The following is a 14,549-nucleotide window of genomic DNA, read 5'->3' as shown; positions in this document are numbered from 1 at the left end:
ACGAAGGCCGGGTCCCCTTGGAGACCCGGCCTTCGTCGGGAGATCACCGTTTAGACGGTGGCAGGCTCCCAGCCGGTGCCGGGCTCGCCGCCCTCGGCAGGGACCTCGCCCGCGAGGTTCGCGCGCAGCTTGGCACCCAGGTCGGCGTCCACGTTGGTCCAGTACTGGATGGCACGCTCGCGAATGTCGTCCGAGACGACGGCGCCCACGTGGCCCGTGATCTGCTCGAGGATGTGCGCCTTCTGCTGGTCGTTGAACACGTCGCGGTAGAGCGTTCCGGCCTGCCCGAAGTCGTCGTCCTCGGCGTGGAGGGTCGCGGCGGCGCGCACCATCTCGCCGTCCGACTCCCAGTTGCCCGCGTCGCCCGCACGCTCGGCGTCGGCGTGAGCCCCGCCCTTGCTGTTGGGGGCGTACACGGGCGTCGAGGCCGAGGAGAACGAGTAGCGCATGGCGCCGTCCTTCGAATACGAGTGACCACCCTCCTGCGCGGCGTGCGGGGCGTTGACCGGAAGGTCGGCGTGGTTGGTGCCGACGCGGTAGCGGTGAGCGTCCGCGTAGGAGAAGATGCGGGCCATCAGCATCTTGTCGGGGCTCGCACCGATGCCGGGCACGAAGTTCGACGGCGCGAAGGCCGCCTGCTCGATCTGCGCGAAGTAGTTCTCGGGGTTCTTGTTGAGCTCCATCACACCCACGGGGATCAGCGGGTAATCGCCGTGCGGCCACACCTTGGTGAGGTCGAACGGGTTGAAGCGGTAGTCCTTGGCGTCCTCGTACGGCATGACCTGGACGTACAGGTCCCACTTCGGGAAGTCGCCGGCCTCGATGTGCTCGTAGAGGTCGCGAATGTGGTGGTCGGCGTCCGAACCCGCGAGCTGGGCGGCCTCGTCGATGGTGAGGCCGTGCACGCCCTGCTGGCTCTTGAAGTGGTACTTCACCCAGAAGCGCTCACCCTCAGCGTTGATCCACTGGTAGGTGTGCGAGCCGTAGCCCTGCATCTCGCGCCACGAACGGGGCAGGCCGCGCTCGCCCATGAGCCACGTGACCTGGTGGGCGGACTCGGGCTGCAGGGTCCAGAAGTCCCACTGCATGTCGTTGTCGCGCAGGTGCGAGCCGGGAAGGCGCTTCTGCGAGCGGATGAAGTCGGGGAACTTGATGCCGTCGCGGATGAAGAAGACGGGGGTGTTGTTGCCGACCAGGTCGTAGTTGCCCTCGGTCGTGTAGAACTTCAGCGCGAAGCCGCGGGGGTCGCGCCACGTGTCGGGCGAACCCGACTCGCCGGCAACCGAGGAGAAGCGCGCGAGCATCTCGGTCTGCACGCCATCCTGGAACAGAGCCGCACGCGTGTACTTCGCGATGTCCGGGTTGGTCGTGGTGAAGGTACCGAAGGCGCCGCCACCCTTGGCGTGCACCACGCGCTCCGGCACGCGCTCACGGTTGAACTGGGCGAGCTTCTCGACCAGGTAGTGGTCGGTCAGCGTCGTCACACCGTCGTTGCCGACGGTCTGCGAGTGCTGGTCCGACGCGACGGGGGCACCGGCGTTGGTGGTGGTGAACTTCTCGCTCACGGCATTCTCCTTCGTAGGTGGGTTCACGGGGCCGATGCTCCGGCCGGCTCGGCCTGGGCGGCCTTGCAGGTGGAGCACACGCCCCAAAAGGTGACCTCGGCCTCGGTGAGGTCGAAGCCGCTGGTCGTGCTCGGCGTCAGGCAGGGCGCGTGCCCCGTGACGCAGTCGACGTCGGCGACCGCACCACAGTGCTGACACACGATGTGGTGGTGGTTGTCGCCCACGCGAAGCTCGTACAGCCCGGGCTGGCCCGCGGGCTCAATACGCCGGGCGATGCCGGCATGGGTGAGGTCGGTCAGGACGTTGTGGATCGCCTGGCGCGACGTCTGCGGAAGGGTGCGGGAGACCGCACTCATGACGGCGTCCACACCAGAGTGGGGAAGGTCGCCGAGGGCCGAGATGACCGCGACCCTGGTGTCCGTGACGCGCAGGCCCGCCTCGCGCAGAAGCGCGATGGGGTCGTTGGCGCGGCTCGTCATCATGGCGACGAGTATGACACCTTCTTTTGACTTGGTCAAAAGAAACGGTCGGATGTCGAGTGGCACACCCGGACAACGATCGGCCGTCGCGTCCACGCCGTGACCTTGGACCCACGCGGGGCCGCTCATCGATGCCTACGGTGGAGAAAGACCATATACCCCGGGAGGTATCTGATGAAGCTCGTTGTCGTCGGCGGAGTCGCCGCCGGAGCATCCACCGCCGCACGCGCCCGTCGCCTCGACGAGAGCGCCGAGATCGTGGTCCTCGAGCGCGGGCACCACGTGTCCTTCGCCAACTGCGGACTGCCGTATCACGTGGGGGAGGTGATCTCCGAGCGCTCGCGCCTGATCCTCCAGACTCCCGAGAGCCTGCAGGAGTCGCTGGGCCTCGACGTGCGCCTGGGCAAGGAGGTCGTCAGCATCGACCGCGAGGCGCGCACCGTCGCGATCCGCGACGTCGACACCGGCAAGGAGACCACCGAGTCCTACGACAGCCTCGCACTGTGCATGGGCGCCGAGCCCGTCCGCCCGCCACTTCCCGGCATCGAGCACCCCGCCGTCCAGGTGCTGCGCCGCATCGGCGACATGGACCTCATCAAGGCCAGGCTCGACGAGGCGCTGGCCGCCCAGAAGGCCGGGCGCCGCGGCACGGTGACTGCCGTCGTCGTGGGAGCCGGGTACATCGGCCTCGAGATGGCCGAGAACCTCCACCACCGCGGCGTCAAGGTCGACGTGGTCGAGATGGCCGACCAGATCCTGCCGCCCGTCGACAAGGAGATCGCGGCGCCGGTGCAACAGCACCTCACCGCGCGGGGGATCGGCCTGCACCTGAAGACCGCGGCTGCCGCCTTCCGCCCCCTTGCCGACGGTGACGGTGACGACCGCGTGAGCGTCGAACTCAACGACGGCACCGTCGTGGCGGCGGACCTCGTCATCCTCAGTGCCGGCGTGCGCCCCGCGACCGCGCTCGCCGAAGCTGCTGGGCTCGCCCTCGGTCCGCGCGGCGGCATTGCCGTGGATACCCATATGCGCACCTCCGACCCGCACATCTGGGCCGCAGGCGACGCCGTCGAGACGGCCCACCCGGTCCTCCCCGGCACGTACCTCAACCCGCTCGCGGGGCCCGCCAACCGTCAGGCCCGCGTGGCCGCGGAGAACATCTGCGGGCGCGACACCGAGTACCGCTCGACCCAGGGCACCAGCATCGTCAAGGTCTTCGACATGGTCGCCGGCGGCACGGGCGCCACCGCCCGTCAGCTCGACGCCGCCGAGGTCCCCTACCGGGTGGTCCACCTGCACCCCTCGGGCCACGCCGGCTACTACCCCGGCACCGCGACCATGCACCTCAAGGTGCTGTTCTCGCCCACCGACGGCGCCGTGCTCGGCGCGCAGGCCTGCGGCTTCGACGGCGTCGACAAGCGCCTCGACCTGTTCGCTATGGCGATCCGCGCCGGGCTCACGGTGTACGACCTCGAGGAGCAAGAGCTGGCCTACGCGCCGCCCTTCGGCTCCGCGAAGGACCCCATCAACATGGCCGGATTCGTCGCCTCCAACGTGCTGCGCGGCGACCTCACCCTCTGGTACTCCGAGGAATACCCCCAGCAGACCGCTGGCACCCGCATCGTCGACGTGCGCACGCCCGAGGAGTACGACCTGTGGCACATCCCCGGCGCCGAGTCGGTGCCGCTGGCCACCTTCCGCTCCGCGATCGCCGGCTGGGATCGCGCGCAGCCCGTGCGCCTCTACTGCGCCGTGGGCTTCCGCTCATACCTGGCCCACCGCATCCTGGTGCAGTCCGGCTTCGAGGACGTCCGCACCCTGTCGGGCGGCTCCACCACCTTCAAGCACGTGCACGGCACCGAGGCCGAGCCTCAGCCCCTCCCCCCGGTGGAGAACTACGCCGAGAAGGTGAGCGTCGCATCGGCCGTCGCCGCCGCGACAGGCAAACACACCGACCTCGACTGCACGGGCCTCGCGTGCCCCGGCCCCATCATGCGGCTTGCCACCGCGATGAAGGCGGCCGATGCCGGCGACGAGATTCGCGTCACCGTCTCCGACCCCGGATTCGCCTTAGACGGGCCGGCCTGGGCGTCGAAGAACGGCCACACCGTGGTGTCGATAGACCCGCAAGGCGCCGGCTACGTCGCCGTGTTCCGCAAGGGCGGGGTGGCGCCGGTGGTCGGCTCAAGCGTGCCGGCCGCCCCGAAGACGTCGATCGTGGTGTTCTCTGGCGACCTCGACAAGGTGCTCGCGGCGTTCATCATCGCCAACGGGGCGCTAGCCATGGGCCAAGAGGTATCGATGTTCTTCACGTTCTGGGGCCTCAACTCGCTGCGCCGCCTGGACCCGCCCGCTCGCGACCGCTCCACGATGGAGAAGATGTTGGGCGCGATGATGCCCGGCGGCGCCGACGACCTCAAGCTGTCCCAGATGCACATGGGTGGCGCGGGTACCGCCATGATCAAGAAGGTCATGAAAGACCACGACGTGCAGTCGCTGCCCGAGCTCATCGCGGCCGCGCAGGCCGGCGGCGCGAGGCTCATTGGCTGCACCATGACGATGGACCTCCTGGGCATCGCTCAGTCCGACCTTCTGGACGGCGTCGAGCTGGGCGGCGTCGCGACCTTCCTGGGCGAGGCTCAGGAGTCCGGCACGAGCCTGTTCATCTGACGCCCCCGCGCGGGCGGTGGGCCCGCGGTCGTCCCGCTAGGCCCACTGCCCGCGCGCGAGCAGCACCTCCTTGAGGAGGTCGGCACGGTCGGAGACGATGCCGTCGACGCCCATTTCAAGCAGGCGATTCATGTGGTCGACCCGGTTCACCGTCCAGATGTAGACCTGCTTGCCGGCCGCATGTGCCTTGGCGATGTGGCCGGGAAAGATGATGGGCACATTCTTTTGACGCCAGGGGATCTGTAGCGCGTCGACGTCGCCCAGGGTCTTCTGGGTGTCCGCACCTACGAAGCTGCCGATCCACCACGCGACCGCCTCGCGCTGCGCGGCCGGCGTCGCGACGGGGCGACTCAGGAGCTTGAGAGTCTCTCGGCGACGCTCCGCCGAGAACGAGCCGAGGCAGACGCGGTCGTGAGATTTGGTGCGCTCGATGGCCTTTGCCACGGGGGCGATGCCCGAGTTTCCCTTGACGTCGATGTTCACCTTCACGTCCGGCCAGGTTGCGAGGACGTCCTCGAGCATAGGCACGGGTTCGATGCCGCCGATGCGCGCCGCCTTCACGGACGACCACTGACGTTCGTCCACGCGGCCGGTGGCGTCGGTGGTGCGGTCCAGCGTCTCGTCGTGGAGGGCGACGGCGACGCCATCGGCCGTGCCGTGGGCGTCCGTTTCCAGATAGCGGTAGCCGAGGTCCACCGCGGCCTGGAACGCCTTCATCGAATTCTCGAGGCCGTCCAGCGAGAAGCCACGGTGGGCGAGGGCGGCCGGGCGACCGCCGTTGTCGAAGTACGGGTGGCTCATTCCACGACTCTATCCACGAAGGCCCTCACCGCGTCGAGGTAGCGCACCCTCGGTTCGTCGCCGCTGAGCGCCAGGTCGTGGATGGCGCCGTCGACGACGAGGCGCTCCACGTCCGTGCCCAGACCCGCGGCAACTCGGTCGATTGCTCCCACGTCGACGACCGTGTCCTGGCTCCCGTGGCGGGGGTTGTCGAGGCGGTCGGGTCCGGTTGAGTCGGCCGAGGCAACCAGCACCGGCACCTCGATGTGCAGTCCTGCGGCGACACGGGTGCGCGCCGCGAGGGTGGCCGCGAGCCAGCCCGCCGTCGCCCCCACGCCCTGGGGGCGCTTCCAGTCGGTGTCGAAGTCCCATCCGCGTTGCTGTAGCCCGGTGGTGTAGGGCGATGGCGCCGGCACCACGATGCGGCGCGGCTGGTAACGGGCCAGGGCGGGGACGATGCGCATGGCGGCGCTCTGCCACGCCGTGAGCGGCAACCCGAACAGGGGGCCGTCGAGGATCAGGCCGGCGAGCGCAGGGTCGGGTCGATCGTTCGCCCAGATGGTCGCGGCGAGTGCCCCCGTCGAGTGCGCGTGCACCACGAGGGGCAGGTCGCCGAGGCCCCTAGCCGCGGCATCGGCCACCGCAGCATCGGCGGCGTCCGCGATGTCCTCACCCAACTCGTCGATGTGGCCGATGTGGTGGGCCTGGTTCTGCGGCCTCAGCGACCGTCCGGCGCGGCGCATGTCGACGGCATAGACGGCGCAGCCTGCCCCTGCCAGGGCATCGGCCAGATGCGTCGCGAAGAAGTAGTCGTTGTAGCCGTGCACGATGAGAGCCGCGGCGCGCGGGTGGTGCGGCGTCGCGACGCGGCGGATGAGCGTGCGGGTGAGGGGCCCGTCGTCCTGGCCGGGGGCGGGCGCGGGGGCGCCGAGATCGGCGGCCTCGTAGCCGTGCAGGATGTCGTCTGTCCACTCCAGCGTGCTCATGCCTCCGAGCCTATCCGCGCCGTGCGCCGCGTGGCCGTCACCCGCGATTCACCTGGCACGGGCACACTGACCCCATGAGCGACCACGACGATGTGCTGCCCTCGATGGCCGATGCCCCCGGCCTCCCGGACGCGGACCGCGTGCCCCGGCGCCAGGTGTGGGCGTGGGCCCTGTGGGACTGGGCGACGCAGCCGTTCAACTCGGTCATCATCACCTTCGTCTTCACCGCGTTGTACCTGACCTCGGACAGCTTCATCGATCCCGACATCGTCGCGCTCGGTGAAGACGCGGCCGAGTACAAGGCAGCCTCCGCCGCGCTCGACGCGAATTTGGGCTGGGGCATCACGGCCGCGGGCATCCTCGTGGCACTCCTGGCCCCGGTGCTCGGACAGCGCGCCGATGCCACGGGGAGGCGCAAGTCGTGGCTGGGGTGGATGACCCTCCTGCTCGTGGCCTGTATCGGCGGCCTGTACTTCGTCGAGGCGACACCCGATGCATTCTGGCTGGGTGCAGGGCTCATCGCGCTCGGGTCGATCGTCGCGGAGATCGCGAACGTGAACTACTACGCGATGATGACGCAGGTCTCGACGCCGTCCACCATGGGGCGTGTCTCCGGCCTCGGCTGGGGACTGGGATACATGGGCGGCATCGTCGCACTCGTCGTCGTGGTGCTGCTCGATACGTTCTCGTGGTTCGGCATGGATACCTCGAATGGGATGGCATACCGACTGATCGCTGTGGGCTGTGCCGTGTGGACCCTGGCGTTTGCGTGGCCGCTGTTCGTTTACGTCCCCGAGACGAAGGTGCATCGCCGTCCCACCGTGAACTTCCTGCGCGGCTACGCGGTGCTCGTTGCGGACCTCAGGCGCCTGTGGCGGGAGGCACGTTCCACCCTGTGGTTCCTGCTGGCCGCCGCGGTTTACCGTGACGGCTTGGCCGGAGTCTTCACCTTCGGCGCCATCATCGCCGCGAAGGCTTTCGGGTTCTCCGACCAGCAGGTGATCATCTTCGGCATCGCTGCCAACCTCGTCGCGGGTGTCTCCACCATGATCTTTGGCCGCTACGACGACCGCTGGGGACCGCGTCGGGTGATCGTGCTCGCGCTGTCCGTGATCGTGGGGGCGGGCCTGGTCATCGTGGCTCTCCACGCGGTGGGTGCGATCGTGTTCTGGATCTGCGGCCTGCTGCTGTCCGGCATGGTGGGCCCGGCACAGGCGGCATCGAGGTCGCTGCTGTCGCGGGTCTCGCCCCCTGGACGTGAGGCCGAGATGTTCGGGCTCTATGCGACCACCGGTCGCGCAGCATCGTTCATGGCACCCGCGATGTGGTCGCTGTCAATCACCATCTTCGGCGCGACCATCTGGGGAACGCTCGGCGTCATCGCCGTCGTGGCGCTGGGCCTCGCGCTGCTGTTGCTCATGAAGACGCCGCAGCCGGGCACCGCGCAGTAGCGTTCACCGGCTGCCAGTCTCCTGTGGGACCACCGCCGTCGCTCTCCGCACATTCGTGAGCCGTGTGGGACGCTCACCGTTCAGTTGATCGGTGAGCGTCCCACAGGAGACGAAGATTCGCGCTGAGCGACGGTCACTGTCCCATGGGGAACGTGGTCGCGGCCGCGCCGCTACTCGGCGGCCGGCGTTTCCGGCGTCTGCGCTGACGGGGCGTCGGCCTCCTCGGCGTCGACCTCGTCCTCGACCTTGCGCTCGACGTTGCGGGCGATGCCGATGACCTTGTCGCCCTTGCCGGGCTTGGCGAAGATGACGCCCATCGTGTTGCGGCCCTTGGCGGGGACCTCGACCACGTTGGAGCGCACCACCTTGCCGGACTCCATGATGACCAGCACCTCGTCGGTCTCGTCCACGAGCAGGGCGCCCACCAGGTCGCCGCGCTCGTCGGTGAGTTTGCCCACCTTCACGCCGAGGCCACCGCGGTGCTTGGCGTCCCACGCGGAGGCTGCCGTGCGCTTGGCGTAGCCCAACTCGGTCACCACGAACGAGTACGGGCCGTCAGAGACCTCGACCTCGTCACCCTCGGCATCGGTCACGGTGCCGTCGTCAGCGGTGCCCTCGGGGACATCTGCCCCGATGACGTCCAGGGCGAGCAGCTCGTCGTCGTCGCGGAAGCTCATGCCCTTGACGCCGGACGTCGCGCGGCCGGTCGCACGAATCTCCTCGTCCGTGGCGTGGAAACGCACCGACTGACCCTTGCGGGAGACGAGCATGAGGTCGTCCTCGGGACCGGCCAAGCGTGCAGAGACGAGCTCGTCGGGACGCAACTCGCCGTCCTCGCCCTCGACGTCGCGCAGGTTGATCGCGATGAGGCCACCGGAGCGGTTCGAGTCGTATGCCGTGAGGTCGGTCTTCTTGACCAGTCCGCGCTTGGTGGCGAGCACCAGGTACGGCTTGTCCTCGTACGAGGCGATGTCTAGGACCTGAGCGATCTCCTCACCCGGCTGGAAGGCCAGCAGGTTCGCGACGTGCTGGCCCTTCGAGTCGCGGCCGCCCTCGGGAAGCTCGTAACCCTTGGCGCGGTACACGCGGCCAAAGTTCGTGAAGAACAGCAGCCAGCGGTGAGTGGTCGTGACGAAGAAGTGCTCGACCATGTCGTCGCTGCGCAGGGTCGCGCCACGCACGCCCTTGCCGCCACGCTTCTGCGCCCGGTACTGATCCGAGCGGGTGCGCTTGGCGTAGCCGCCGCGGGTGATCGTGACGACGACCTCCTCCTCGGCGATGAGGTCCTCGATGTCCACGGAGCCGTCGAAGGGGGAGATCTCGGTGCGGCGCTCGTCGCCGTACTTGCGCACGATCTCCGCGAGCTCCTCGGACACGATGGTGCGCTGACGCTCCTCGGACGCGAGGATTGCCTTGAGGTCCTCGATCTCCGCCATCAGCCTGGCGTAGTCCTCTTCGATCTTCTGGCGCTCGAGGGCCGCGAGGCGGCGCAGCTGGAGGTTGAGGATCGCGTTGGCCTGAACCTCGTCGACGTCCAGCAGCTCCATCAGGCCGCTGCGGGCCTCGTCGGCCGAGGGCGAGCGACGGATGAGCGCGATGACCTCGTCGAGCTGGTCGAGGGCCTTCACGTAGCCGCGCAGAATGTGAGCTTCGCGCTCGGCCTCACGCAAGCGGTAGGCGGTGCGACGCTGGATGACCTCGATCTGGTGAGTGATCCAGTGGCGCACAAAGGAGTCGAGCGGAAGCGTGCGCGGCACGCCGTCCACGAGCGCAACCATGTTCGCGCCGAAGGTCTCCTGCAGCTGCGTGTGCTTGTACAGGTTGTTGAGGACCACCTTGGCCACGGCGTCGCGCTTGAGCACGATGACCAGGCGCTGGCCGGTGCGGCCCGAGGTCTCGTCGCGGATGTCCGCGATGCCGGCGAGCTTGCCGTCCTTGACCAGCTCGGCGATCTTCAGCGCGAGGTTGTCGGGGTTGACCTGGTACGGCAGCGCCGTGACCACCAGGCACTGGCGCCCCTGGAGTTCCTCGACGTTGACGACGGCGCGCATCGTGATGGAGCCGCGTCCCGTGCGGTACGCCTCGTCGATGCCCCGCTTGCCGAGGATGAGCGCTCCGGTGGGGAAGTCCGGACCCTGGATGCGCTGGATCAGCGCCTCGAGCAGTTCCTCGCGCGACGCCTGCGGGTGGTCGAGCGCCCACTGGACGCCATCGGCCACCTCGCGCAGGTTGTGCGGCGGGATGTTGGTGGCCATACCGACGGCGATACCGGCGGAGCCGTTGACCAGGAGGTTCGGGAAGCGCGCGGGGAGCACCTTGGGCTCCTGCGTCTTGCCGTCGTAGTTGTCCTGGAAATCGACGGTTTCCTTGTCGATGTCCCTGACCATCTCCATGGCGATGGGCGCCATGCGAGCCTCGGTGTAACGGTGCGCGGCGGCCGGGTCGTTACCGGGCGAGCCGAAGTTACCCTGGCCCGCGGCCAGCGGGTAGCGCAGCGACCAGTCCTGCACCATGCGCACCAAGGTGTCGTACACCGCGGAGTCACCGTGCGGGTGATAGTTACCCATCACCTCGCCGATGATGCGGGTGCACTTCGAGAACGAGCGGTCGGGACGGTAGCCGCCGTCGTACATCGCGTAGACGACGCGACGGTGGACGGGCTTCAGGCCGTCGCGCACATCGGGCAGGGCACGCCCGACGATGACCGACATGGCGTAGTCGAGGTACGACTGCTGCATCTCGACATTGAGATCGACCTGGTCGATCCGGCCGTGGTTGTGAACCTCAGATGTCAAGGAACCTCACGTCCTTCGCGTTGCGCTGGATGAAGTTACGGCGCGACTCGACGTCGTCGCCCATCAGGATCGAGAAGGTTTCGTCGGCCAGCGCCGCGTCCTCCATGGTCACCTGAAGAAGGGTGCGGGTCTCGGGGTCCATGGTGGTCTCCCACAGCTCCGAGTAGTCCATCTCACCGAGACCCTTGTAGCGCTGGATGCCGCTCTCCTTGGGGATCTTCTTGCCGTTGGCGAGGCCGTCCTTCAAGACGGCGTCACGCTCACGGTCGGTGAAGACGTAGTCGTGGTCGGCGTTGGACCACTTGATCTTGTACAGCGGCGGCTGGGCCAGGTACACGTAGCCAGCCTCGATGAGCGGACGCATGTACCGGAACAGGACCGTCAGCAGCAGGGTACGGATGTGCTGGCCGTCCACATCGGCATCGGCCATCAGCACGATCTTGTGATAGCGGGCCTTGTCCAGGTCGAACTCGTCGCCGATGCCCGATCCGAACGCGGTGAACAGCGCCTGGATCTCGGCGTTGCCGAGCGCACGGTCAAGGCGGGCACGCTCGACGTTGAGGACCTTTCCGCGCAGCGGCAGGATCGCCTGGGTCGCGGGGTTGCGCCCGCGCACGGCGGAGCCACCGGCGGAGTCACCCTCCACGAGGAAGATCTCCGAGATGCTCGGGTCCTTGGATGAGCAGTCACGCAGCTTGCCGGGCATGCCACCCGACTCAAGTAGGCCCTTGCGGCGGGTCGCCTCGCGCGCCTTGCGTGCGGCCAGTCGCGCCTGCGAGGCCTGCAGCGCCTTGCGGATGATCTCCTTGGCCTCGTTGGGGTGGGCGTCGAACCAGTCACCCATCCGCTCGCCGACCATCTTCTGCACGAACGTCTTGGCCTCGGTGTTGCCCAGCTTGGTCTTGGTCTGGCCCTCGAACTGCGGCTCGCCCAGCTTGACCGAGATGACGCAGGTGAGGCCCTCGCGGACGTCGTCACCGGTGAGGTTGTCGTCCTTGTCCTTGAGCAGACCCTTCTCGCGCGCGTAACGGTTGACGAGCGTCGTCAGCGCTGCGCGGAAGCCCTCCTCGTGCGTGCCACCTTCGGTGGTCGCAATCGTGTTCGCGTACGTGAACACCGACTCCGAGTACGAGGTAGTCCACTGCATCGCCATCTCGAGCGAGATCGCCTTGTCGGTGTCCTCGGCCTCGATGTCGATGACGTCGGCGTGCACCAGCTCGGACTTCTTCAACTCGTTGAGGTGCGTGACGTAGTCGATCAGGCCGCCGTCGTACTTGTAGATCACGGTGCGCGACGTGGGGGCGTCGTCGTCACCCTCGGCCTCGACGTCGTCCGATGCGGTGACGTGCTCGGGGCGCTCATCCGTCAGCTGGATGGACAGGCCCTTGTTCAGGAACGCCATCTGCTGGAAGCGGGCGCGCAACGTCTCGAAGTCGTACTCGGTGGTCTCGAAGATCTCCGGATCGGCCCAGAACGTCTGCTGCGTTCCGGTCGCATCGGTGTCCTCGCCCTTGACGAGCGTGCCCTGCGGCTTGCCGCCGTCCGCGAAGGACTGGCGCCACACCGAGCCCTGGCGACGCACCTCGGTCTCAACCTTGTAGCTCAGCGCGTTCACGACGGAGATACCCACGCCGTGGAGACCGCCCGATACCGCGTAGCCGCCGCCGCCGAACTTTCCGCCCGCGTGCAGGATGGTCATGACGACCTCGACGGTGGGCTTGCCCTCCGTGGGGTGCATGTCGACGGGGATGCCGCGACCGTTGTCCGTGACTCGTACTCCTCCATCTGCCAGGAGCGTCACGGTGATAGTGTCGCAATAGCCCGCGAGGGCCTCGTCGACGGAGTTGTCGACCACCTCATAAACCAGGTGGTGCAAACCTCGCTCACCGGTGGAGCCGATGTACATACCCGGTCGCTTGCGGACGGCCTCGAGGCCCTCCAGAACGGTGATGTTCTCGGCGCCGTAGGCAGGCTGAGCGGGCGACGCGTCGTTCTCGGCCACAGATTTTCGCCTTTCACGGGACTGACGCGGGCTGAGACAGCACGCGATGTACTCCGTGTCATTCTAGCCCGTTCTAGGGCCAATCAACGCGCGTACGTGGCCGTTTGTGGACAATGGGACGGTGAGGTGAAGAATGGCCTACCCGTAGGTGTCCCTTGGACCCCGCCCGGGGACGCGCCGCTGGCCCCGCGACCACGTCCTCGCTGTAGGTCCCAGTACCTTGAGTTCGCGCACGATGTCGCGCCCAAACTCCTCGTTGATGCGGTGGCGAATCTGGCCGGACATGATGTGGAGCTGGGTTGCCCACGCCGTCGACGACGCCTTCACCGTCAGCACTCCCTCATCGAAGGCCAGCGGCTCGCAGTGATCCGCAATCTGGTCGCCCACGATCTCGCGCCAGCGGGCCATCACCCCCGAGACCTCGATCTGCTCGGTCCAGCCCATCCGCCGCAGTAGCGCCTCGACCGCCTCCGACATGGGTTGGGGGTCGCGTCCGGGGGAGTAGGGCTGCGAGTCGCGTCGCTTCTCCTGCTTGCGTCGCTTCGCGGCCGCAGGTGACGTGCGGTACGCGCCGCGTTGACGCGCCGACTCGCGCGCGCGTTCCATCGCCTCTCGTGCGAGGTCGGCGGCGCTCGCTCGGGGTGGCTCGGGTTCGGGTGTGGCCGATGCGTCTTGCTCGTCAGTCATCCGCCGTCACCTTCCCTGTGGTGACGGTGAGGACCTCGCCGCGTAGCGCCTCGGGGACATCCTCGGCGACGGCTGCGGTGATGAGCACCTGGGACGCCTCGGACAGACGCTCGGCCAAGGCAGTACGCCGGCCCGAGTCGAGCTCGGCGAAGACGTCGTCGAGGATCAGCACCGGTTCGCCATCCTCGTCAGCGTCGGGACCGTCGTCGGCAGTGAGCAGGTCATACGATCCCAGCCTGAGCGCGAGCGCGCACGACCAGCTTTCGCCGTGACTCGCATAGCCCTTGGCCGGGAGGTCACCGAGCGCGATGTCGAGATCGTCACGGTGTGGACCGGCGAGGGTGACGCCGCGCTCGATCTCCTTGGGACGAAGCTCACCCAGCCGCTCGAGAAGGCGAGCCGCGATGGTGGCCGCACTCGCATCGGCGGCCAAAGCCTCCGGAGTATCGAGCGACGTCGCATACGACACTCGGCAATCCCCGCCGTCAGGCGCCACCGCCGCATACGCCGACTTGACATAAGGCGCAAGCGCGCCGATCGCGGCACGGCGCGCCGCCACGATGCGACCACCGATTTCCGCGAGTTTTTCGTCCCAGATGTCGAGCATGGTGAGGTCACCGCGGGCGTTCTTGGCGGTCTTGAGCATGCTCGAGCGTTGGCGCAGCACTCGCTCGTAGTCGGACAGGTCTCCCGCGAGTCTCGGGTGCAGCGCAACGATGAGTTCGTCCATGAACTGGCGCCGCCCGGCCGGATCCCCCTTGACGAGCGCGAGGTCCTCGGGAGCAAACACGACCGTGCGCAGCGTCCCCAGCAGGTCGCGAGGTTTGGCGGCCGCGCGTCCAATGCGCACCGTGTTGGCCTTGCCGGGGTTCAGCGTGACCTCGAGCGCGAGCGATCGACCGGCCTTTTCCACCCGGGCCCTCACCACCGCGCGAGCCGCGCCGGCCCGGATCAGCGGGGCATCGGCCGCGACCCGGTGAGACGACAGCGTCGAGAGGTAGCGCACCGCCTCCACGACGTTGGTCTTGCCTTGACCGTTGCGGCCCACCAGCGTCGTGACTCGCGGGCCAAACTCGATGTCCACCGACTCGTACGAGCGGAACTCGGTCAGGCTCAGATGCGTGACACGCATCG

Annotated in this window: 10 protein-coding genes; 2 read left to right on the top strand and 8 right to left on the bottom strand. The window is 68.0% G+C overall.

What is annotated here, in order from left to right:
* Positions 1-50: 50 nt before the first annotated feature.
* Positions 51-1,565 (bottom strand): catalase, encoded by a 1,515-nt coding sequence (locus B7K24_RS02315; RefSeq protein ID WP_084128436.1) that lies wholly within the window; start codon positions 1,563-1,565, stop codon positions 51-53.
* A gap of 23 nt (positions 1,566-1,588) precedes the next feature.
* Complete coding sequence (locus B7K24_RS02310; RefSeq protein ID WP_373994157.1) at positions 1,589-2,044, bottom strand: Fur family transcriptional regulator; 456 nt, start codon at positions 2,042-2,044, stop codon at positions 1,589-1,591.
* Between the two features lie 174 nt (positions 2,045-2,218).
* Here B7K24_RS02310 and B7K24_RS02305 point away from each other — a divergent pair, with 174 nt between their 5' ends.
* Entirely contained in the window at positions 2,219-4,714 is a 2,496-nt protein-coding gene (locus tag B7K24_RS02305; RefSeq protein ID WP_084128433.1) for an FAD-dependent oxidoreductase, read from the top strand.
* Positions 4,715-4,750: 36 nt separating this feature from the next.
* Here B7K24_RS02305 and B7K24_RS02300 read toward each other — a convergent pair whose 3' ends face one another.
* Both B7K24_RS02300 and B7K24_RS02295 read right to left on the bottom strand, forming a co-directional pair.
* Positions 4,751-5,515 (bottom strand): glycerophosphodiester phosphodiesterase family protein, encoded by a 765-nt coding sequence (locus B7K24_RS02300; protein ID WP_084128431.1) that lies wholly within the window; start codon positions 5,513-5,515, stop codon positions 4,751-4,753.
* Positions 5,512-6,480: an alpha/beta hydrolase gene (locus B7K24_RS02295; protein WP_084128430.1), complete on the bottom strand. Its 969-nt coding sequence runs from the start codon at positions 6,478-6,480 to the stop codon at positions 5,512-5,514. The genes B7K24_RS02300 and B7K24_RS02295 overlap by 4 nt, the downstream gene beginning before the upstream one ends.
* A 74-nt stretch (positions 6,481-6,554) precedes the next feature.
* Here B7K24_RS02295 and B7K24_RS02290 point away from each other — a divergent pair, with 74 nt between their 5' ends.
* Complete coding sequence (locus B7K24_RS02290; protein ID WP_084128428.1) at positions 6,555-7,931, top strand: MFS transporter; 1,377 nt, start codon at positions 6,555-6,557, stop codon at positions 7,929-7,931.
* A gap of 170 nt (positions 7,932-8,101) precedes the next feature.
* Here B7K24_RS02290 and gyrA read toward each other — a convergent pair whose 3' ends face one another.
* The 4 genes from gyrA to recF form a co-directional block, all read right to left on the bottom strand.
* Complete coding sequence (gene gyrA / locus B7K24_RS02285; RefSeq protein WP_084129215.1) at positions 8,102-10,669, bottom strand: DNA gyrase subunit A; 2,568 nt, start codon at positions 10,667-10,669, stop codon at positions 8,102-8,104.
* 46 nt (positions 10,670-10,715) lie between these two features.
* On the bottom strand, positions 10,716-12,728 hold the full coding sequence (gene gyrB / locus B7K24_RS02280) for a DNA topoisomerase (ATP-hydrolyzing) subunit B (RefSeq protein WP_084128426.1): 2,013 nt from the start codon (positions 12,726-12,728) through the stop codon (positions 10,716-10,718).
* Between the two features lie 138 nt (positions 12,729-12,866).
* Entirely contained in the window at positions 12,867-13,415 is a 549-nt protein-coding gene (locus B7K24_RS02275) for a DUF721 domain-containing protein (RefSeq protein WP_084128425.1), read from the bottom strand.
* Positions 13,408-14,547, bottom strand: coding sequence for a DNA replication/repair protein RecF (gene recF, locus B7K24_RS02270; RefSeq protein WP_084128423.1), 1,140 nt, complete (start codon positions 14,545-14,547; stop codon positions 13,408-13,410). The genes B7K24_RS02275 and recF overlap by 8 nt, the downstream gene beginning before the upstream one ends.
* Positions 14,548-14,549 lie beyond the last annotated feature (2 nt).

Origin of the sequence: Demequina sp. NBRC 110055 (assembly GCF_002090135.1) — a bacterium.
Taxonomy (GTDB): Bacteria; Actinomycetota; Actinomycetes; order Actinomycetales; family Demequinaceae; genus Demequina.
This window is presented reverse-complemented; position numbering and strand designations above follow the sequence as displayed.

Excerpts from the sequence above, each read along its gene's own strand:
- B7K24_RS02310 (WP_373994157.1), bottom strand. The coding sequence starts at position 2,044 with ATGACGAGCCGCGCCAACGACCCCATCGCGCTTCTGCGCGAGGCGGGC.
- B7K24_RS02305 (WP_084128433.1), top strand. The coding sequence starts at position 2,219 with ATGAAGCTCGTTGTCGTCGGCGGAGTCGCCGCCGGAGCATCCACCGCC.
- B7K24_RS02300 (WP_084128431.1), bottom strand. The coding sequence starts at position 5,515 with ATGAGCCACCCGTACTTCGACAACGGCGGTCGCCCGGCCGCCCTCGCC.
- B7K24_RS02295 (WP_084128430.1), bottom strand. The coding sequence starts at position 6,480 with ATGAGCACGCTGGAGTGGACAGACGACATCCTGCACGGCTACGAGGCC.
- B7K24_RS02290 (WP_084128428.1), top strand. The coding sequence starts at position 6,555 with ATGAGCGACCACGACGATGTGCTGCCCTCGATGGCCGATGCCCCCGGC.
- gyrA (WP_084129215.1), bottom strand. The coding sequence starts at position 10,669 with ATGCAGCAGTCGTACCTCGACTACGCCATGTCGGTCATCGTCGGGCGT.
- B7K24_RS02275 (WP_084128425.1), bottom strand. The coding sequence starts at position 13,415 with ATGACTGACGAGCAAGACGCATCGGCCACACCCGAACCCGAGCCACCC.
- recF (WP_084128423.1), bottom strand. The coding sequence starts at position 14,547 with ATGCGTGTCACGCATCTGAGCCTGACCGAGTTCCGCTCGTACGAGTCG.